Source organism: Stenotrophomonas sp. 1337 (genome assembly GCF_031455455.1).
Classification (GTDB): Bacteria; Pseudomonadota; Gammaproteobacteria; order Xanthomonadales; family Xanthomonadaceae; genus Stenotrophomonas; species Stenotrophomonas indicatrix.
Genome location: NZ_JAVDSR010000002.1, coordinates 118,024 through 138,086, shown reverse-complemented (window position 1 = coordinate 138,086; position 20,063 = coordinate 118,024). Strand labels below are relative to the sequence as shown.

Here is a 20,063-nt window from a genome sequence, read left to right as displayed (position 1 = left end):
AGGCGCGGGAGCAAAGGGAAGGTCGGCCATCATAGGCAGACAAACGTTAACGGGCAGCGGTGGACTCGATACCCTGTTCAGCCTGCGCCAATGCCGCAAGGCGGGCATCAAGCTCGTGCAGGGCCGGTGCCTGCGGACCGCGCTGGGCCAGCAGCAGCTGCCGTGCCTCGGCCAGCACGGTGCGGGCCTGCGCGATCTGGCCGGCCTGCTGCAGGACCTGCCCCTGTGCCAGCAGCGCCTGCGGCAGCAGGGCGACGTGATCCGGTTGGCGCCAGATCGCCACCGCGCGGGCATAGTGTGCTGCTGCTGCCGAGGGGTCGCCGCTGGCGCTGGCCCACTTCCCCAGGGCGAACTCGCCGTAGCCGATCTCGCGATGGTCCGGGCCCAGGGCGCCGAGCAGCTGGGCCTGCACCTGCCGCAGTTCCTGGCCGGCCAGCGCGTGCTGGCCACGCTGCAGGGCCAACAGCGCGCGTGCGCGGCGAACCACCAGTGCCTCCGGGTGGCGCGGTCCCCATGCCTCCTGTGCCGCCTGCCAGGCCAGCTCCAGTTCGGCCGCTGCCGCCTGCGTGTCGCCCTGCCGGGCCAGCACATCGCCCAGCTGGCGATGCAGGCTGATCACCTGCGGGCTGCTGGCGTCGGCGCGTTGGCCGAGCAGGGCCAGCGCCTGCCGGTACCCCGCCAGCGCGGCCGGCAGGCGTCCGGCGGTGGCGTCCAGGGCGGCCAGATCGGCCAGTGATTCAGCACGCCCGAAGCGCTCGACCATCCCCTGGTGGCGCAGCGCCAGCGCCTGCTGGAACGAACGTCGCGCCGCATCGGCGTCACCCAGTTGGGCCTGGCACCGCCCAAGCTGGCTGTGGAACTCGGCCACCGCCGCCGGCAATGCCGCCGCCTGGCTGGCCGCCAGCGGTTGCAGTGGCTGCAGGTGCGCCAGGCACTCGCGTCCGCGCCCGAGCATGCGCAGTGCACGCCCGCGCTGGGTAACCGCCTCGATCTGCAGCGCCGGCGGCACCTCGCCCACCTCCTGCAGCAGCCGGCGCTGCTGGTCCAGGGTCTGCAGCGCCAGCTGGTAGTCGCCCAGGCCGATGCGCAGGCGGCCGATCACCCCTTGCAGCTCGGCCAGCGCCAGCGGCTGGTCAGCCAGTTCGGCTTCGCCCCGTTGCTGGCCGGTGGCCAGCAGCTGCGGCACGTCGAAATGGCCGTGGCGCTGGCTGGCCGCCTTGTCGAACAGGCCAACAGTGAAATCCTGCATGGCCTGCGCACGCGCCATTTCCGCCCGCGCCTGGCGCAACTGCCACAGGGCGAAGGACGTGGTCCCCAGCAGGGCCAGCGCGGCCAGCCCGGCCAGCGCCACGCCCCAGCGATGGCGGCCCACGTACTTTCGCACCCGGTAACCCACGCCCGGCGGACGCGCCTGGATCGGCTGCCCCTGCAGGTAGCGGCGCAGGTCGCCGGCCAGTGCTTCGGCCGAGGTGTAGCGCTGCTGCGGGTCTTTCTGCAGGGCCTTTTCCAGCAGCACGTCCAGATCGCCACGCAGTCGCTTGGCCTGCCGCAGCAGCGCCCGTCTCGGTGCCCCCGGCTCGGCGGCCAGCCGTTGCAGCAGCGCCGAGGCACGCGGTGCCTGCACATCCAGGATCGAGCGCTCCCATTCCGCGTCACTGTGCCGGCGCAGGCGATAGGGCTTGTGCCCGGTGACCACCTCGAACAGCACCACGCCCAGCGAATAGACGTCGGTCAGGGTCGTCACCGCCTCGCCACGCACCTGCTCCGGCGCGGCGTAGTGCAGGGTGAACGCGCGGATTTCGGTAGCCGGATGGGCCGCGTTCGGATCGTCGTGGTCGAGCAGCTTGGCGATGCCGAAGTCGAGCAGTTTCACCGTGCCATCGGCGCGTACCAGGATGTTGGAGGGCTTCAGGTCGCGGTGCACCACCAGGTTCGCATGCGCATGGCTGACCACCGCGCAGACCTGCAGCATCAGCTGCAGCCGCGTTTCCAGCGGCGGTTGCAGGCGCCGGCAGTAGTCGCTGATCGGCTCGCCTTCCACGTAATCCAGCGCCAGGTAGGGCTGCCCGTGCTGGTCCACCCCGGCGTCCAGCAGTTGTGCCAGGTGCGGGTGCTGCAGGCGGGCCAGGATCTGCCGCTCGCGGCCGAAGCGCTGGCGCAGGCCGGGATCGGCGACGCCACTGCGCAGCAGCTTCAGCGCGACCTGGCGCTGGTACAGGCCATCGCAGCGCTCGGCCAGCCAGACCTCGCCCATGCCGCCTTCGCCGAGCGGATGCAGCAGCCGATACGGCCCTACCTCGCTTCCGGCGCGGCCTGGCGGTGTAGCGGTCCACAAGGGCTGGGCCATGAACTCGTGGCTGTCGGCTTCCTGCTGCAGCAGGCGTTCCAGTTCGCGGCCCAGCGTCGGGTCCTGCGCGCTCACGCGCTGCAGGCGCAGCTGGCGGGCGGCGGGTGCCAGCTCCAGCAGCTGGTCCAGCCAGGACGACAATTGCTGCCAGCGGGCGGTATCCATGGTGTGGGTGGCGGCGACTCAGTCGCTGCGCATCGCGGCCAGCAGGAACAGCCGCGCTTTCTGCCAGTCGCGGCGGATGCTGCGCTCCGAGCGCTGGCTCAGTTCGGCGATCTCCAGTTCGGACAAGCCGGCGAAGTAGCGCAGCTCCACCACCTTGGCCAGGTGCGCATCGACGGCCTGCAGGCGTTCCAATGCAACATCGAGGGCCAGCAGATCCTCGTCCAGGCGCACGCCGCTGCTGCTGTTCTCGGGAATCTCGGCCACCCGCTTGAGGTCGCCACCGCGCTTGCGCGCCAGCCGGTTGCGCGCGTAATCGACGACCACGCTGCGCATCGCCGACGCCGCATAGGCGAAGAAGTGCGCACGGTCCTCGAAGCGCGCCGCACCGCGGCTGCCCAGCAGTTTCAGGTAGGACTCGTGGACCAGCGAGGTCGCATCCAGGGTGCGTCCCTGCTGCCCGGCCAGCTGCCGCCGGGCCATGCTGTGCAGTTCCTGGTACAGGGTGGTCAGCACACGGTCGAGCGCGGCGCGGTCGCCACCGCGCGCAGCATCCAGCCATACGGTGATATCCGGGCCTTCGTCCATCGCCAACGCTCCCCCGCAGCGGATGTCGGCTGGACTATAGCGCTGCACGTGTGCAGCGCATGAAGACGTTCAGCGCTGGCAGCGGCTGCACCACACGCTTGCCCGCTGGCCGATCATGGCGTGCTTGAGCGGGCGGCCGCAGCCGGGGCACGGCAGGCCATCGCGGCCATAGACCAGCAGCTCCTGCTCGAAGTAGCCCGGCGCGCCGTCGGGGCTGATGAAATCGCGCAGGGTGGTACCACCGCGGGTGATGGCGTAGTCCAGCGTTTCCTTCACTGCCGTGGCCAACCGCAGATAGCGCTCGCGGGTGACCTTTCCGGCCTCGCGCAGCGGGCTGATCCCCGCCTTGTACAGGCTCTCGGCGGCGTAGATGTTGCCCACCCCGACCACCACCGCCTGGTCCATCAGGAAGGTCTTCACCGGCGCGCTGCGGCCGCGGCTGCGGGCAAACAGGTAGTCGCCGTCGAAGGCGTCGTCCAGCGGCTCCGGGCCCAGCCCCTGCAGCAGCGGGTGGATCTCGCCGGCCGGCTGCCAGAGCAGGCTGCCGAAGCGGCGCGGGTCGTTGAAGCGCAGCAGGCGGCCGTTGTCCAGGCTGATGTCCACATGGTCGTGCGCGCGCAACGGGGTGTCGCCGGGCAGCACGCGCAGGCTGCCGGACATGCCCAGGTGCAGCACGGCGCTGCCGATGGCGGTATCCAGCAGCAGGTACTTGGCGCGGCGGCGCACCTCTTCGATGCGCTGGCCGGGCAGCAGCTCGGCCACTTCCGGTGGAATCGGCCAACGCAGGTCGGCACGGCGCAGGATCACCCCGTGCACGCGGCGACCCTGCAGGTGTGGCGCCAGGCCACGGCGGGTGGTTTCTACTTCGGGCAGTTCGGGCATGGGACGATTCTATGCCCGCTCAGCGCGGCGGTGCAGCCAGTTCCCGTGCATCCAGGAATCCGTCACCGTTGGCGTCCTGCTTGTGGAAGCGCTGCACGATCACCTGCCGCTGCTGTTCGCGGGTGATGGCCCTGCCCTTGCCGCCGGGCAGTTCGTCGGCGGTCAGCACGCCATCACCGTTGCGGTCCATGCGATCGAAGGCATACAGCATCCACTGCAGGTACTCGGCTTCACTGACCTTGCCGTCGCCATCGCTGTCCATGCGCTGCAGGTAACTGGCAGTGTCGCTGACCTGGGCCTGCACGGCAGGTGCGCACACGGCGGCCAGCAGCAATGCCGTCAGCGCAGCCCTCATCCGCCCACCAGGGTGTAGCCCTTCAGTCGCGCGGCATAGGCCTGCAGCGCGGCGATGCCGCTTTCCTCGGCCTCGCGGCACCAGGCCTGCAGTTGACGCAGGCGCTCGGCGGCATCATGGCCGCGTGCTTCCAGCAGCGTCGCCAGGCGTGCGCGGTATTCCACCAGGGTGCGGATGCGCGGGCGCTGGGCGACCCATTCGCTGAGCTGGGCGCGGCTGTCCGGCTTCAACCAGCGGCCGTCGTTGACCAGGCCACGGCGCAGCCGGCGCGGCAGCAACCGGCGCAGCTTTGCACCCGCGTATCGCGCTTCTTCGCGCAATGCCGGCATGAACACGTTGCGCTGGTAGTCGGTCATCGCCTGGAAGCGATGCGACAGCAGTGCCTTCAGGGTATCGGCGTCGGGCACGGCGATGTTCGGGCGCACGTCCATGGCCGGCGCGACACGCAGGACCTTGGCCAGGCGCAATGCCTGCAGCAGGCGGATCGCACTCCAGCCGATGTCGAATTCCCAGCGCCGCATCGCAAAGCGCGCCGAGCTGGGGAACGCATGGTGGTTGTTGTGCAGTTCCTCGCCACCAATCCAGAACGCCCACGGCGTCAGGTTGGTGGAGGTGTCGGCCGACTCGTAGTTGCGATAGCCCCACCAGTGGCCCAGGCCATTGACCACCCCGGCGGCCCAGAACGGGATCCACGCCATCTGGATCGCCCACAGGGCGACGCCCGGCAGGCCGAACAGCACCGTGTTGATGGCAAACAGCAGCACCGGGCCGAGGGTTGCATACGGGGTGTACAGGCGGCGCTCGATCGCGTCGTCCGGAGTGCCGCGACCGTACTGTTCGATGTCCTCACGCATGCCGCGTGCTTCGCGGTACAGCTCCACGCCGCGCCAGAACACCTGGCCGATGCCACGGGTAACCGGGCTGTGCGGGTCGTCCTCGGTTTCCACCTTGGCGTGGTGCTTGCGATGGATCGCCACCCACTCCTTGGTGATCATCGAGGTGGTCAGCCAGGTCCAGAAGCGGAAGAAGTGCGCGACCACCGGGTGGAAGTCCACGCCCCGGTGCGCCTGGCTGCGGTGCAGGTAGAGCGTGACCGAGAAGATCGTGAGCTGGGTGAAGACCAGCAGCACCAGGGCCAGCTGCCACCAGCCCAGGCCCAGTACGCCACCGGTCAGCAGGGACATCAGGGCATCAGGCATGGCGACTCTCCAGAGCGACACAGGTATGGAAGACATCATGGGCGCTTGCGTTGCAAACTGCACCTTGCACCGCTGGATTGGCAGCGCCATTCCGTGGCTTCGTTCACAGTTGGGGACCCGTGTTGTCGACCCTTGATCCGCGCATCCGCGCCGTAGACCCCGCCCCATCCGCCGGGGACCTGCCGCCCTTGATCGAACTGGACCGCGCCAGCGTGATGCGCGGCCAGGTGAAGGTCCTGCACGGGCTGAGCCTGCGCATCGCGCAGGGCCAGCACACCGCCCTGCTCGGCCCCAATGGCTGTGGCAAGTCCACCTTCATCAAGCTGATCACCCGCGAGCTGTACCCGTTGGCGCAGGCCGACGGCACGGTGGCGGTGAAGGTGCTGGGGCAGAACCGCTGGCAGGTCGACCGGCTGCGTTCGCAGCTGGGCATCGTCACCGGTGATCTCAGCAGCAACCTGGCCGACATGCCGGGTCTGACGGTGGAGCAGGCGGTACTGTCGGGGTTCTTCGCCAGCTACATGGTGCCGGCCTTCCGCGAGGTCACCGCCGATATGCGCATGCGGGTGGGCGAGACGCTGGCGATGACCGGTGCGTCGGGCCTGCGTGAGCGTGCCTACGCCGAACTGTCGGCCGGCGAGACCCGCCGGGTGCTGATCGCCCGCGCGCTGGTCAACCGGCCGCAGGCGCTGCTGCTGGATGAACCCTCCACCGGGCTGGACCTGGTGGCCCGCCAGCAGTTGATCGCCACCATGCGCGTGCTTGCGCAGCAGGGCATCACCCTGGTGCTGGTCACCCACCACATCGAGGAAGTGATTCCCGAGATCGAGCGCGTGGTGCTGCTGCGCGAAGGCCGCGTAGTGGCCGATGGAGCGCGCGCCGAGCTGCTGCGCGACGAACCGCTGTCGGCCGTGTTCGGCGGCGCGATCACGGTGGTGGAACAGGAAGGACGGCTGACCGCGTACGCGGGGTGACACCGCGTCTGTGGCGGGCCGGACGTCCGGCCCGCCACGCCCTGCTTCAGAACCGCAACGCCAGCGCGCGCGACTCGATGGGTGCCATCCGGCTCTGGTCCTGCAGCTGCAGGTCGCGCAGTTCATAGGGCGCACCGAAGCCGGCAGGCAACGCGGCCTGGTCGAAGGGCAGTACCAGCGCGCCGCGGCCCGGGCCATCGAACCACGCTGCGGCATGCGCCTGCGCCACCGGCTGCAACTGGCCGTTGGCTGCGGTGGCATACAGGGTGCCGCGCGCCTCGTAGCGGCCGGCGGCGGCCACCTGCAACGGCAGACTGACCTGGCGGCTGGAGGGATCGGGCATGGCCTGGCCGACGAAGCGGGCAGTCGGCCTGGCAACCGCGAAGGCGACCTTGCCATCGCGCAGCACGCCGTCGGCCTGGGCGAACACCTGCAGTTCCCACAGGCCCTGCGTGTTGCTGGCCTCGGCCGGAATCCTCACCTGGGCACGCAGGCTGCCATCGGTGGTGCGCAGCAACCGCTGCGGCCAGCTGCGGCCATCGGGTGCGACCAGCAGCGCTTCGCCGCCGAGGCTGCCACGCCGTGCACGCAACGCCGCCGCGCTGGCCCCGTCTTCCAGCAGACGCGCCTGCAGCTGCACGTTGCCTCCGGCCAGCACCTGCGCCTGGCTGGCCTGCACTTCCAACCGCAGCGGGCTGTTGGGCTCCAGCACCTGCACCACATAGCGGCCCTGTGCCTGCGCGCTCTGCAGGCGGTAAGCGCCGGCCGCGCTGGTGGTACCGGTGCGCAGCATGCTGCTGCCATCGCCGACCGGCATGCCCGCATCCTGCAGCTGGCGTGCGTCGACACTGCGCGCGACGCTGCTGCGCCCCGCCGGATCACGTACCTGCAGCGAGCTTGCCGGCAGTGCGCGGGCGCCCGGCGCTGGGCTGAGCTGGATCACCGCATCCGGTGCGCTCAGGGGCAGTTCCAGGCCGCGCTGCAGTTCGGCAGCGTCGACCTGCTGCCAGTAGCTGCGGCTGATGGCGGCCTGGGGACCGGGAGCCTGCAGTGGCTGTGCCGGGTCCAGCGCCCAGGCGAAGGCCAGCGGCGCGTGCTCGCTTTCATCGGCCGGCAGCGGCGCGGCAACCAGGCCGGCGGGAATCTGGTCGCCAGCGGCAACACGCAGCGGCTGCGCGGCCTGCGCCGATGCAGTGGAAAGGACCGCCAGCACGGCGGCAGCCAGCAAGGTGGAATGGATCGTCATGGTCATCTCCCTCACTGGGTCAGGTCGTTGCGCAGGATGCCGCCGAGGCCGAAGCACTCACGGCGGCTCTGGTTGTGGCTGAGCGGCTCGGCGCCCTGGGTGCGCGCCTTGTCGGTGAACCACAGCGTGCCGGCCGCCTTCTGGCTGCTGCACTCCAGGAAACCGTCCGAGCACGACGACAGCCAGTTCTGGGTGAACTCCAGGCCGACATTGGCGGAGTAGCCGCCGCAGTAGCTGTTGCTGTCCCACACCGCCGATTCGACATCGCTGCCGACCACTGCGCGGAACGGCTTGGGCAGGGCCGGACGGCCGGCGGTGCCGTACAGGTTCTGCGCGTTGTAGGTGGCCATGTGCCCCACCTGCTGCATGCGCACGGCATCGTTCTTGTAGCCCAGCAGCCAGCCCAGCGAGGTCTCGAAGGTGTTGCCGTTGAGCACGGCGTCGGCCAGCGGCGTACCTGCCGAGGAGGGCGCCAGCGCAGTGACCTTGCGCAGCCGGTTGATGATCTTCGGGTAGCGGCTGTCGTAGGTGGGGTTGGACAGGATCCAGCGCATCACGTTGCCGCCGTTGGAATGGGTGATCACCACCAGCTGGGTGATGCCCCGGCTGTCGATGAAGCCGGTGAGCTGGTTGGCCAGGCAGCCGGCCGCTTCCGGCTTCCACATGTACTGGGTGAAGTCGCAGTTGATGACCACGTAGTTGCTGCTGTTCGGCAGGCCCTGGCGGACGGTGTCGATGATCGCCGGCTGCCAGTAGTCCTGCGTGGCATTGGTCTGCGCGCCGGTGCCGTGCACGAAGGCGACGCCGTACACATCGGCGGCCTGCGCCGGTACGGTCGCCACCCCAAGGAGCAGGGCCAGAACGGTACTTCCTGTTGCGGTGCTGCGCATCGCGTCTCTCCCTTTCAGCAGATCCCCCCGGCCCGGCTGTGACCTGATGCTCATGGCGGCAGCGCGTGAAAGTCCGTGCGCTGCGCCCGGATTCAGCAGATTGCCGACAATTGATGACCGTTTTCATCCAGTGCAGCGGGACCATGCCGGGTCTGGCCGTATGACCGATGGACGCTGCGGCCGGCAATCGAGGCTGCGATCATGGCCGGCGAGTTCCCTGCCCGAGTCTGCCCATGTCGTCGATCCTCCCCCCTGCCCGGCCGCTGCTGGGCCTGGCCATCGCGTTGTCGCTGGCCGGCTGTGCCGCCACCACCGCCAGCAAACCGACCGCCGTCGAAGCCAACGTCACCACCAAGGCCGTGGGCTACCTGGACAAGACCGCAGTGCCGGCCAGCATCGATCTGGTGCCGGCACCACCGGCCGCCGGCTCGGCGGCCTTTGCGCTGGACGAGCAGGTCAGCCGTGAAGCACGTGCGCTGCGCGGCAGCCCGCGTTTCGCCCAGGCCGGCGTCGATGCCGAACTCGGCTTTCCGGAAGGTGCCAACCATTTTTCCTGTGCCGCCGACATCGACGTGGATGCAGTGAAGACCCCGGCCCTGTACCGCCTGCTGGAGCGCAGCCGCATCGACGCCAGTGCTGCCACCAAGGCCGCCAAGAACACGTACCAGCGCCCCCGTCCGTTCATGGTCAACGGCGAGCCGACCTGCTCGCCGAAGGATGAGGAGGGGCTGCGCAGCAACGGCTCCTATCCGTCCGGTCACACCTCGATCGGCTGGGCATGGGCATTGATCCTGTCGGAGATCGCACCGGACCGCGCCGATGCCATCCAGGCGCGCGGCCGCAACTACGGCGAGAGCCGCCTGGTGTGCAACGTGCACTGGCAGAGCGACATCCTCGAAGGCCGCTTCATGGGCGCCGCCGCCGTGGCCCGCCTGCATGACAACGCGGCGTTCAACAGCGACCTGCTTGCCGCGCGCAGGGAGATCGCTGCTGCGCGCAAGGCCGGCCTGCATTCCAGCCGCGACTGCGCCACCGAAAACGCCGTGCTGAAGGTGCGCCCGCAGAGCGCCTTGTAATCCACCGCCGCTGCGCTCGCCGGGCATGGCCCGGCGCTACCGGGCGCGACGCATGGGTAGCGCCGGACCGTTCCCGGCGGACGCGAAAAACAGAAGGGCCGGCATTGCGCCGGCCCTTCGTCATTGCATCACTGCTGCAGCCGCATCAGAACTTCGCGGTGAACTCCACGCCCCAGGTACGCGGCTCGTTGAGGAAGCCGGTCAGGTTGTTGAAGTCGATCGCGCCGACCACGCGGGTCTGGTTGGTCAGGTTGCGGCCGAACACGGCCACGTCGTACTGGCCGTAATCCCAGTTGTAACCCAGGCGCAGGCCACCTTCCAGCGAACTGCGGCCGCGGAATTCCGGCGACTCGTAGATGAAGAAGTTGACCGCACTGCGGTAGGCCCAGTCGGTGTAGGCATACAGCTCGCTGCCATCGCTGAGCGGGAAGCCCACGCGCAGGGTCGCGTTGTGGATCCACTTCGGTGCCTGCGGCAGCGGATTGCCGTTGACCAGCGCATAGGTGCCGCCATTGATGACCGTGGTCGGGTCGGTGATGGTGCAGCCGCCGCCACAGACCGCCACCGCCAGGTTCTTGTCCTTGATCTCGGTGTCGTTGTAGCTGCTGCCGAAGGTCAGCAGCACGTTGTCGGCCAGGTAGGCTTCCAGGTCCAGCTCCACGCCCTGCCCGATGGTCTTGTCGGCGTTGAGCAGGGTGGCGGTGTTGTTGGTGCCACCGACGGCGATCAGCTGCTGGCCGTCCACGTCATAGCGGAACACGCTGAAGCCCAGGCGCGCACGACGTTCGAACAGGTCGGCCTTGATGCCGGCTTCGTACGAAATCACCTTCTCCGAATCGGCCTGCGACAGGCCCGGTGCGAACGCCAGGCGACCCTGGATCGACGGTGCGCGGAAGCCCTTGGCCACGCGTGCGTAGGCATTGACGTTGTCGGTCAGCTTGTACACGCCGCTGACATCCCAGCTGACGTCGTTGACGTCGGTGTTGGCCAGGTACGGACCGCTGACCGGGGTGCCGAACGGCACGGCCTGCAGCACGCTGGCGCTGAAGTCCTTCTTGTCCTGCGTATAGCGCACGCCGGCACGCAGCTTGAAGCGGTCGGTGACATCGAAGTCGCCCGAGGCGAACACCGCCCACGCCTTGTTGCGCTGCTGCTGCACGACGTGGCCGGTCTGCGGGTTGCCCGGGGTCAGCGAGTCGTAGTTGAAGTTGTTGATGGTGACGTCTTCATCGAAGTAGAAGACGCCGGCCTGCCAGTCGAAGCGGCCCCATTCGTTGGATTCCACGCGGAATTCCTGGGTCCACTGGCGGTGGTGCGGCAGGCCGTCGGCCGACTCGGACGAGAACGGAATCAGGCCCGGGCCGGAGTTGCCCGCGCCGAGGAACGCCGCACCATAGCCACCGTCGATGTCGCCGCGGTTGAGCGATTCGGCGGTCTCGTAGCCGGTGATCGAATGCAGGGTCACCGAACCGAGGTTCCACTGCAGGCGCGCGCTGCCGCCCCAGGTTTCCAGGTCGGAGAAATTGACGCCGTCGTTGGCGACCTTGTCGCGGTCGAAGTTCTCGACCAGCGCGTTGCCGCCCTTCTCGATGATGTTGGCGCGGAACAGGCGCGCGGTGCCGTTGAGCTTGCGCTTGTGCAGGTTGAACAGCGCTTCGAAGTCATCGCCTTCGTACAGGAACTGCACGCGGCCGGCGGCTTCGTCATAGCCTTCAAAACCACTGTTGGGCGCACCGGCACGGGTGTTGTCGACCCAGTCGTCACGACGCTGGTAGATGGCCGACACGCGTGCGGACCAGCGGTCGGTCAGCGGGCCGCCGTAGGCGCCCTGCACGTTCCAGCTGTTGTAGCTGCCATAGCCCACGCGCACGTAGCCATCGGCATCCTGCGACGGCCGCGCCGAATCGAACTTGACCACGCCAGCCGGGGTGTTGCGCCCGAACAGGGTGCCCTGCGGGCCGCGCAGCACTTCCACGCCGGCCAGGTCGAACAGCGGGAAGCCCTTCAGCAGCGGGCTTTCCTGCACCACATCGTCGTACACCAGCGAGACCGGCTGCGATGCATTGAGGTCGAAATCGGTATTGCCCAGGCCGCGGATGTAGAAGCGCGGGAAGGCACGGCCGTAGGACGACTCGATGTTGAGGCTCGGCACGCGCGCAGCAAGGAAGCGGATGTCATCGCCCGCCGAACCGAGCACATCGAGCTTTTCGCCCTGGATCGCGCTGATCGCAACCGGCACGTCCTTGGCGTTCTCGACACGACGCTGTGCAGTCACCTGCAGCGCATCGAGGGCGACCGGATCCTTGGCGGCGGGGGTTTCCTGGGCGGCTGCTACCAGCGGCAGCAGGGCGGAAAGAGCGACAACGAGCGGGCGCGCGACCGGAGAGCGGCCACGGGAAGTACGGGTCGGAGACATGGCGGTAGGCTGTGTTTGGAGGGGTGGTAAAACGGCGCTACCAGATAATTGTTGCAATACAGCACCTCCCTCGCAAATGCCGATCGTTCATGGCCGCCTCGCGCGCCGCCGGACGCTGCCGCTAGACTCGGGGTTTTCCCCCGCAACGGACCTGCTGCGATGACCCAGTGGTACTTCCATGCTCCCGGCCAGGCCGACCGTGTCGGTCCGTTCGACGAGGAGGCCGCGCGCCGCTTTGCCCAGGCCAATCCGCGCGCGCTGGCCTGGTGCCAGGGCATGACAGGGTGGACACCGGTGTCCGAAATCGCCGCGATGCAGCAGGCCGGCACCGGCACCGCGCCTCCGCCGCCGATGCCTGCAGTCACCCCTGCAGCCGCAGCAGCGTCAACCGGTGGCCGCGCCGACCGCATCGACTTCCGCATCGTCGGCCATGAAATGCAGTTCGTGGAAATCGAGCTGGATCCCGGCGAAGGTGCGGTGGCCGAGGCCGGCGCGCTGATGTTCAAGGATGCCTCGGTGCAGATGGACACCGTCTTCGGCGGCGGCGCGCGCAGCGGCCAGAGTGGCGGTTTCATGGACAAGGTGATGGCGGCCGGCAAGCGCGTGCTGACCGGTGAAAGCCTGTTTGCCACCGTCTACACGCAGACCGGCCAGGGCCGCGGCAAGGTCGCTTTCGCCGCGCCCTATCCCGGCACCGTGCTGGCGATGAAGCTGGACCAGCACGGCGGGCGCCTGATCTGCCAGAAGGACAGCTTCCTGGCCGGCGCGCGCGGCGTGCAGATCGGCGTGCAGTTCCAGCGCAAGATCATGACCGGCCTGTTCGGCGGCGAGGGCTTCATCATGCAGAAGCTTGAAGGCGATGGCTGGGTGTTCATCCATGCCGGCGGCTGCGTGGTCGAGCGTGAGCTGGCCGCCGGCGAACGCCTGGACGTCGATACCGGCTGCATCGTCGCCTACCACCCGACCGTGGACATGGACGTGCGCCGGGTCAAAGGCATCCGAAGCGTGCTGTTCGGTGGCGAGGGCGTGTTCCTGGCCACCCTGACCGGGCCAGGCAAGGTCTGGCTGCAGTCGCTGCCGTTCTCGCGCCTGGCCGGCCGCATGTGGATGGCCGCGCCGCAGGGCGGCGGCAAGAGCCGCGGCGAGAGCTCGCTGCTGGGCTGAGCGGGAAGGCTGGACGGCTGGTAGTGCCGGCCGCTGGCCGGCAACCCCGGCAACCCATGCATCCCAGCGATTGCCGGCCAGCGGCCGGCACTACCCAGTCGGCGGCAGGCGATTTCATGAATGGGGAGCCGACCCACCCTGCCCGGCCTGCCACGCCTTCGGTATGCTGGCGCCCTTTCCTGAATCCGGCGCCGCGAGCGCACTGCCGATGAGCCTGTTCCGCCCCCGCGTGCTGCTGTCCGTCGCCCTGCTCGGCCTGCTGGCCGGTTGCGGTGGTGAAGAGGTCCGCCCCACCCCGCCCGCGCAGCCCACCGTGGTTCCGCAGGCCAAGCCGGTGAAGATCGGCATCGCGCTCGGCGGCGGCGCGGCCAAGGGCTTTGCGCACATCGGCGTGATCAAGATGCTCGAGGCCAACGGCTTCGAACCGGTGGTGGTGTCCGGCACCAGTGCCGGCAGCGTGGTCGGCGCCCTGTATGCCAGCGGCATGGACGCCTTCCAGATGCAGAGCAAGGCGGTGGCGCTGGATGAAGCCAGCATCCGCGACGTGCGCCTGTTCTCCGGTGGCCTGGTGCAGGGCCAGAAGCTGCAGGACTACGTCAACGAACAGGTGGCCAACCGCCCGGCCGAGCGCCTGAAAAAGCCGTTCGCCGCCGTCGCCACCCAGCTGGAGACCGGCGAGCGTTCGATCTTCGTGCGCGGCAACGTCGGCCAGGCGGTGCGTGCTTCCAGCAGCATCCCCGGCGTGTTCGAGCCGGTGAAGATCGGTGGCCGCAACTACATCGACGGCGGCGTGGTCAGCCCGGTGCCGGTGGATGCCGCACGACAGCTCGGTGCCGAGTTCGTGATCGCCGTGGACATCTCCAGCAAGGCCAGCGGCAAGGCACCGACCGGCATGCTCGGCATCGTCAACCAGTCGATCTCGATCATGGGCCAGCGCCTGGGCGAGCAGGAACTGGCGCGCGCCGACATCGTGATCCGGCCGAAGGTGCTGGACATCGGTGCTGCCGATTTCAGCCAGCGTGGCACGGCCATCCTTGAAGGCGAGAAGGCCGCGATGGCGGCGATGCCGCAGATCCGCGCCAAGATCCAGCAGCTGCAGAAGGCCCGCGCCGCCGCATTGGCACCGGCACCGGTGGCTGCGCCCAAGTGCGACGAGCCTTCGCGCCTGGGCAAGCTGATGGGCCGCAAGGAAAAGTGCTGACGCGCGGCGCTTGAACGGCCGCCGCGGTCAGCGCCGCGGTGGTGGGTAACCACTGGCCAGGCGTCGCTGCCGGCGCCGCTCATCCACCGCCCGGTCATGCCGCTGTGCGCTCAGCTGCAACTGCTCCATCGCGTCCCCCGGCAGCCACAGCTGTTGCTGGGCACGGGTGATCGCCACATAGGCGGCGCGCACCGGGCTGTGCAGCGCGCGCGCATCATGGCCGCTGTCGAAGCAGCACGGCGCCATGGACACGGTAGCGAACTGCAGGTTCTTGGCGTGCTGGGCCAGGCACAGCACGACGCTGGCCTCGTCCGCATCGACCAGTTGCCCGAGCAGGCGCTGCAACGCCGCAGCATCGAAGCCACCGGCAAACAGCGCGGGGATGTCCGCCTGTCCACGCTTGGCACAGACCTGCACGAAGCTTTCCCAGCGTTGTCCGGGGCCGCCAGCGGCGGCGCTGCGCCAGGCGTCGATCGGACCGTCCACCTCTTTCAACAGCGCCTGCCGCGATGCAGGATGCAGATGCACGCGCGCGCCGCGCGCGACCAGCGCGTTGGCTTCCAGCAGCATCCGCCACAGGCTGCCGTACAGGCGGGCGCCGGTGCTGGGCACCGCCGACCAGTCGTCATAGCGGCGCAGGCCGGTGGCGCGGTCGCTGGCCCCCACGAAAGGCGCCGGTTCGCCGAGATCGTCCAACGCCAGTGACTGGTTGACCAGGGCATCGACCTGCCGCCCCTGCCGCACCGACTGGTGCATCTCCAGCGTTTTCGCCGATGACCAGCGCTGTACGCGTCCGCTCAGCCGCTGATGCGGATCGCCCAGGCTGACCACGCCGGGCGCGTGGGTGGCCAGCAGCTGTTTCCATGCAGGGCTGAGATCGTGCGCCTCATCGACCAGCACCATGCCCAGCGACACTGGCAGCGGCACGGCACGCAGGGCCAGCCATTTGCCGATGTGTCCGGCATCCAGGCGCAGGCAGCCACCCTTCTGCACCACCGGATCGAACATGCAGCGCCAGACGAACTCCGCGGCCGCGATGAACGGCGTGGCTTCCAGCTGCGCTGCGCCCAGCGAGCGCTGGAAATGCCAGGCCTGCAGGCTCGGCGCTGACGACGCGCACCACCGGTTGATGGCGTCCAGGGCGATCATCAGGACCTGGTCCGGCCGGCGCGTACCGATGGCCGGCAGGCCGAGTCGGGCGGCCGCCTCGCGCAGGGTCAGCGTGCTCTGCCGGTAGGTCGGTACGAAGCCACCGGTCAGGCCGTTGGCGGCGGCATGGCGGGCGATCGCGTTGGCGAACTCGATCTGGGTCAGCAGGCGCGTGCCGGCGTCGGCCGGCAGCCGCGCGCGGAATGCCTCGACCTGGCCACGCGTGGGCGCCACGTAGGTATAACGGCCCGGGCGAGCCTGCAGCAGCGCCAGCACCAGATGGCCCTTGCCGGTGCCGGCATAGGCCTGCAGGTCGATCAATTCATCGGGATTGGCCGCGATCGCACGCAGCACGCGTGCCTGTTCGGAAGTGAACAGGCCGTTGTGCTGGGTTGCATGCGTTGTCTGTTCGTCATCGCCGGCGTCTTCGTCATCGCCTTCGGCCAGCGATGTCGCCGGAAAGTGGATCGTGTGCTCTTCCAGGGTGATCCTGCACGCCGTCTGGAAGTCCGCGCCGGGATACGCATCCGGCGATACAGCCAGCACCGCCTCCATCACCTCGTCCGGTGCCAGCAGCACGTCCTGCGCGGCCAGCACGCCCAGCCACGCCTCCAGCGCCCGCGCGTCCTGTCCAGCGCTGGCCGCCAGCTGCGCCTGCGCAGCAGGGCCATCATCGGCGGCGAACAGCGCACAGGCGTCGTGCAGCAACCGCTGCAGCTGGGTGGCCGGTGGCCTCTGCCGGCGGCACAGCATGGCCACCAGCAGGCCGGCCTGCTCCAGCGGTGTGTCCGGCGGCGTGCCGTCGCTCAGGTGCCGCAGCAGGCTCTGCTCGCGCAGCGGAAGGAACAACGGGGAAGACGTCGGGGATGGGGTATCAGACATGCCGGAGCCAGAGGGAATCACTGCGCGGCCTGCGTGTGTACGGCCGCCGCGGGCCACGATGCTCGGCCAGCCCGCGCGCGCCGTCAAACATCACCGCGGCCGCCGGTTCATTCCAGCTGCGACAACGGCAACGCCTGGAAACCCTTCACCGTGCGCAGCACGAAGCTGGAATTGGCATCGGCCACGCCACCGGCGTTGAGCAGCCTGTCCAGCAGGAAACGCGAGAAGTGCTCCAGATCGCGCACATACACATGCAGCAGATAGTCCATGTCGCCGGTCAGGGCGTGGCAGGCCACCACTTCATCCCAGGCCTGCACGCTGTCGACGAAGTGCCCGATCGCGGCCTGGTCATGCTTTTCCAGCTGGACGCGCACGAACGCCTGCAGCCCCAGACCGAGCCGGCGTGGCTCCAGTCGCGCGCCATAGCCGACGATCACCCCTTCGCTTTCCAGCCGCTGCAGGCGGCGCAGGCAGGCCGACGGCGACAGGTTCACCCGCGTCGCCAGCTCCGCGTTGGTGGCGCGACCATCACGCTGGATTTCAGCCAGCAGACGTATATCCGTGCGATCGAACTGGACTTCTCCGGCCATTGTTGCCCCGCAACATGGTGAGTACGCAAGGATATTGCGCCAACAAGGTCAATCCGCGCAACTTTTGCAACCCTGTTGCGCGCCCCCTGCCCTAGCATCGTGGGTATCCCGTCAAGGAGTCTTCCATGGACCTCGCCCAGCCCCGCCGCGTCGAACACCAGCAGACCGACAAGGGCTACGTGCCGGTGTACACCACCGCGCTCGTCGAGCAGCCGTGGGACACCTATACCGCCGACGACCACGCCACCTGGAGCACGCTGTACCAGCGCCAGCGCGAACTGCTGGTCGGCCGCGCCTGCCAGGAGTTCCTGGATGCGCAGGACGAGATGGGCATGAGCGCGCACATGATCCCGCGCTTCGACCAGCTCAATGAAGTGCTGGGCGCGGCCACCGGCTGGACCCTGGTCGGCGTGGAAGGCCTGCTGCCGGAACTGGATTTCTTCGACCACCTGGCCAACCGCCGCTTCCCGGTGACGTGGTGGATCCGCCGCCCCGACCAGATCGACTACATCGCCGAACCGGACCTGTTCCACGACCTGTTCGGCCACGTGCCGCTGCTGATGAACCCGGTGTTCGCCAACTACATGGAGGCCTACGGCCGCGGCGGCGTAAAAGCACATGCGATCGGCCCGGAGGCGCTGCAGAACCTGACCCGCCTGTACTGGTACACGGTGGAGTTCGGCCTGATCGACACGCCCGAAGGCATGCGCATCTACGGTGCCGGCATCGTCTCCTCGAAGGGTGAATCGCTGTACTCGCTGGAGTCGGCCGCACCGAACCGCATCGGTTTCGACCTGCAGCGGATCATGCGCACGCGCTACCGCATCGACACCTTCCAGAAGACCTACTTCGTCATCGACAGCTTCGAGCAGCTGATGCAGGCGACGTCGCCGGACTTCACCCCGATCTATGCCGCGCTGGCCGACCAGGCGCACCTGCCGGCGGGCGACGTGCAGGCCGACGACCGCGTGTTCCAGGCGGGTACGGGTGAGGGTTGGGCGGACGGCGGGGATGTGTGAGGCGACAGCCGAGGTCCGGCTAAACTTCAAAAGCGTCTGCAGCTTTTGAAGATTAGGGGGTCAATCCTGGGTCTCCGCTATCCTGCACGGCATGACTGATGTGTTTGCCACCCTGCGCGTGACCGACGTCGCCTTCAACGACGACTTCATCCTGTTGACCCTGGCCGACGGCCGCCGCACCCGGCAGCCGTTGCGCTGGGCGCCTGCGCTGTTCGAGGCCACGGCTGAACAGCGTGCGCAGTGGGTGCTCACGACCGATGGGCTGGGCGTGAACTGGCCCGCGCTGCTGCCGGCGCAGGAACGCGGCGTGGTCGATGTTCCGAACCAGGTGTGGGATGACCGCTATGAAGCCGCGCTGGCGCGCCTGAAGGCGGCCGCATGGTCGCTCGATGCGCTGTCCGATGAGGACCAGCAGCTGGTGGCGCTGTGGCGGATGGAAGCGGACATCAACAACGGCGGCTTCATGCAGTTCCTGTGCAACTGGGGCGACCCGACCTGCCAGCTGGCGCTGCGCGCGTTGCAGGCGATGGGCGCAACGCAGACGCACGCGATCCTGGCCGGCATGCGTGGTCTGCTGGACCGGCTGGAAGACGACCCGGCGATCAAGGAACTGACCGACCTGTACGGCGCGATGAGCGAGCAGGAGCAGGAGGCGCTGCATGCCTTCGAGGACGACTATTACGCCCGCCCGGAAGATCTGGCCCGGCTGGGCTTGAAGCATTTCGGCCCGGAGCCGTTGTAGAGCCGAGCCCACGCTCGGCTGCGTTTCTCTTACCGCGGATACGCCAGCAGCACCACCAGATCCTCATCACCCACCTGCTGCAGCGCATGACTGCTGCCCTTGCGCGTCAGCAGCGCATGCCCCGCACGCACGTCGTGCTGTTTTCCATCCAGCACATAGCTGCCCTGCCCGCTCACGATGTAGTAGATCTCATCCTTGTGCTGCGGATGCAGGCCGATGCCCGCGCCCTTGTGCAGCACGCGCTTGCGCAGCACGAACGGCAGGCCCTGCGCATCGGCGAAGAACGGGTACGCCGTGGTCGGCCCGGCGCCGCCATGCGGGCCCGGCTGTGCGCGCGCCAGCGTGTCTTCGTGCACCACCTGCCAGGCACGCGCAGGATCGCCGCCCTGCCCCACCGCCATTACATCGCAGTCGATATCGCGCACCAGTGCAGGCTGCAGCGCCGGCAGAACCTGCACCGCCTCGCGCAGCACCAGGCACGCCACGGCATTCGCACCGGCCACGCTGAAATGGGTGCCGTCGGCCTTCTTCTGCTCGGGCACGAACAGGAAGTACGGGCGTGCACCCTGCTCGCCCAGCGCGCGGATCCAGCGCATGCTGCGGTCGTTGAGGTCGATCAGTGCAACGTGCTCGCGTGTGGCCAGTTGCTGCATCGCCAACGTGTAACGCGCGTGCGTATCCAGCAGCGAACCGAAGTCGTACAGCAGCCGTGCCACCGGCGTGACCAGCACCGGCGTGGCACCCTTGTCACGCGCCACCTGCACGTAGCGCATCAGCATCCGCGGGTAGTCACTGTCCGGATCGGTGTAGCGCGTCCGGTCTTCGAACTTCGCATCGTTGTGGCCGAACTGGATCAGCAGCACATCGCCGCGACGCAGTTCGCGCCCAATGGCATCCAGGCGTCCTTCGTCGATGAAGCTGCGCGTGCTGCGCCCACCCTTGGCGTGGTTTCGCACTTCGAAGCGCGCCGGATCCAGGTAGCTCTGCAGCGCCTGGCCCCACCCCGCCTGCGGCGCACGCTCGGGCCCGTATTCGGCCGCAGTGGAGTCACCGGCAATGAACAACCGCACCGGCGCCGCATGCGCGGCGGCGCTCGACAGCAGCAACAGCAACAACAGCTTCCGCATGGCCGGGCCCCGGTAGTGCCGGCCGCTGGCCGGCAACTTCATGGATGCGTTGAG

The 20,063-nt window shown here is 68.6% G+C and carries 17 protein-coding genes; 6 read left to right on the top strand and 11 right to left on the bottom strand.

Annotated features, from left to right (window positions below; all coding sequences use genetic code 11):
- Positions 1-46 precede the first annotated feature (46 nt).
- The 5 genes from J2X70_RS04530 to J2X70_RS04510 form a co-directional block, all read right to left on the bottom strand.
- Positions 47-2,512 (bottom strand): serine/threonine-protein kinase, encoded by a 2,466-nt coding sequence (locus tag J2X70_RS04530; RefSeq protein WP_025875447.1) that lies wholly within the window; start codon positions 2,510-2,512, stop codon positions 47-49.
- An 18-nt stretch (positions 2,513-2,530) separates the two neighbouring features.
- Positions 2,531-3,097 carry an ECF-type sigma factor gene (locus tag J2X70_RS04525; protein ID WP_025875449.1) on the bottom strand — a complete coding sequence of 189 codons (567 nt, stop codon included), beginning with the start codon at positions 3,095-3,097 and terminating at the stop codon, positions 2,531-2,533.
- A 69-nt stretch (positions 3,098-3,166) separates the two neighbouring features.
- On the bottom strand, positions 3,167-3,979 hold the full coding sequence (gene mutM / locus J2X70_RS04520) for a bifunctional DNA-formamidopyrimidine glycosylase/DNA-(apurinic or apyrimidinic site) lyase (RefSeq protein ID WP_059063092.1): 813 nt from the start codon (positions 3,977-3,979) through the stop codon (positions 3,167-3,169).
- 19 nt (positions 3,980-3,998) lie between these two features.
- Positions 3,999-4,334 carry an EF-hand domain-containing protein gene (locus J2X70_RS04515; protein WP_025875455.1) on the bottom strand — a complete coding sequence of 112 codons (336 nt, stop codon included), beginning with the start codon at positions 4,332-4,334 and terminating at the stop codon, positions 3,999-4,001.
- Complete coding sequence (locus J2X70_RS04510) at positions 4,331-5,533, bottom strand: fatty acid desaturase (RefSeq protein WP_025875457.1); 1,203 nt, start codon at positions 5,531-5,533, stop codon at positions 4,331-4,333. Before J2X70_RS04510 ends, J2X70_RS04515 begins: the two co-directional genes overlap by 4 nt.
- Before the next feature lie 215 nt (positions 5,534-5,748).
- Here J2X70_RS04510 and J2X70_RS04505 point away from each other — a divergent pair, with 215 nt between their 5' ends.
- Positions 5,749-6,507, top strand: coding sequence for an ATP-binding cassette domain-containing protein (locus tag J2X70_RS04505; RefSeq protein ID WP_309909423.1), 759 nt, complete (start codon positions 5,749-5,751; stop codon positions 6,505-6,507).
- A gap of 46 nt (positions 6,508-6,553) precedes the next feature.
- Here the strand turns inward: J2X70_RS04505 and J2X70_RS04500 are convergent, their stop codons facing one another.
- The gene (locus J2X70_RS04500) at positions 6,554-7,753 is read right to left on the bottom strand and encodes a DUF4785 domain-containing protein (RefSeq protein ID WP_279208603.1); all 1,200 of its coding nucleotides are present in this window, start codon (positions 7,751-7,753) and stop codon (positions 6,554-6,556) included.
- Positions 7,754-7,764: 11 nt separating this feature from the next.
- On the bottom strand, positions 7,765-8,643 hold the full coding sequence (locus J2X70_RS04495) for a hypothetical protein (RefSeq protein ID WP_033832663.1): 879 nt from the start codon (positions 8,641-8,643) through the stop codon (positions 7,765-7,767).
- A gap of 233 nt (positions 8,644-8,876) precedes the next feature.
- Here J2X70_RS04495 and J2X70_RS04490 point away from each other — a divergent pair, with 233 nt between their 5' ends.
- Positions 8,877-9,719, top strand: coding sequence for a phosphatase PAP2 family protein (locus J2X70_RS04490; protein ID WP_059063090.1), 843 nt, complete (start codon positions 8,877-8,879; stop codon positions 9,717-9,719).
- A gap of 145 nt (positions 9,720-9,864) precedes the next feature.
- Here J2X70_RS04490 and J2X70_RS04485 read toward each other — a convergent pair whose 3' ends face one another.
- Positions 9,865-12,135 carry a TonB-dependent receptor gene (locus J2X70_RS04485; protein ID WP_032978438.1) on the bottom strand — a complete coding sequence of 757 codons (2,271 nt, stop codon included), beginning with the start codon at positions 12,133-12,135 and terminating at the stop codon, positions 9,865-9,867.
- A gap of 159 nt (positions 12,136-12,294) precedes the next feature.
- Between J2X70_RS04485 and J2X70_RS04480 the strand changes: the two genes are divergently transcribed.
- Together J2X70_RS04480 and J2X70_RS04475 are read left to right on the top strand one after the other, a co-directional pair.
- Positions 12,295-13,299 (top strand): TIGR00266 family protein, encoded by a 1,005-nt coding sequence (locus J2X70_RS04480; protein WP_105163200.1) that lies wholly within the window; start codon positions 12,295-12,297, stop codon positions 13,297-13,299.
- Between the two features lie 208 nt (positions 13,300-13,507).
- Positions 13,508-14,500 carry a patatin-like phospholipase family protein gene (locus J2X70_RS04475; protein WP_025875469.1) on the top strand — a complete coding sequence of 331 codons (993 nt, stop codon included), beginning with the start codon at positions 13,508-13,510 and terminating at the stop codon, positions 14,498-14,500.
- Between the two features lie 27 nt (positions 14,501-14,527).
- Here the strand turns inward: J2X70_RS04475 and J2X70_RS04470 are convergent, their stop codons facing one another.
- Together J2X70_RS04470 and J2X70_RS04465 are read right to left on the bottom strand one after the other, a co-directional pair.
- Entirely contained in the window at positions 14,528-16,531 is a 2,004-nt protein-coding gene (locus J2X70_RS04470) for a hypothetical protein (RefSeq protein WP_309909154.1), read from the bottom strand.
- Between the two features lie 107 nt (positions 16,532-16,638).
- Positions 16,639-17,121, bottom strand: a complete 483-nt coding sequence (locus tag J2X70_RS04465; protein ID WP_025875473.1) for an Lrp/AsnC family transcriptional regulator — start codon at positions 17,119-17,121, stop codon at positions 16,639-16,641.
- 125 nt (positions 17,122-17,246) lie between these two features.
- Here J2X70_RS04465 and phhA point away from each other — a divergent pair, with 125 nt between their 5' ends.
- Both phhA and J2X70_RS04455 read left to right on the top strand, forming a co-directional pair.
- A complete protein-coding gene (phhA, locus tag J2X70_RS04460; RefSeq protein ID WP_025875475.1) occupies positions 17,247-18,140 on the top strand; it encodes a phenylalanine 4-monooxygenase in 894 nt (297 codons plus the stop codon).
- A 91-nt stretch (positions 18,141-18,231) separates the two neighbouring features.
- A complete protein-coding gene (locus tag J2X70_RS04455) occupies positions 18,232-18,882 on the top strand; it encodes a DUF4375 domain-containing protein (protein ID WP_263930299.1) in 651 nt (216 codons plus the stop codon).
- A gap of 29 nt (positions 18,883-18,911) precedes the next feature.
- Here J2X70_RS04455 and J2X70_RS04450 read toward each other — a convergent pair whose 3' ends face one another.
- A complete protein-coding gene (locus J2X70_RS04450; RefSeq protein WP_309909151.1) occupies positions 18,912-20,009 on the bottom strand; it encodes a GDSL-type esterase/lipase family protein in 1,098 nt (365 codons plus the stop codon).
- Between the last annotated feature and the right edge of the window lie 54 nt (positions 20,010-20,063).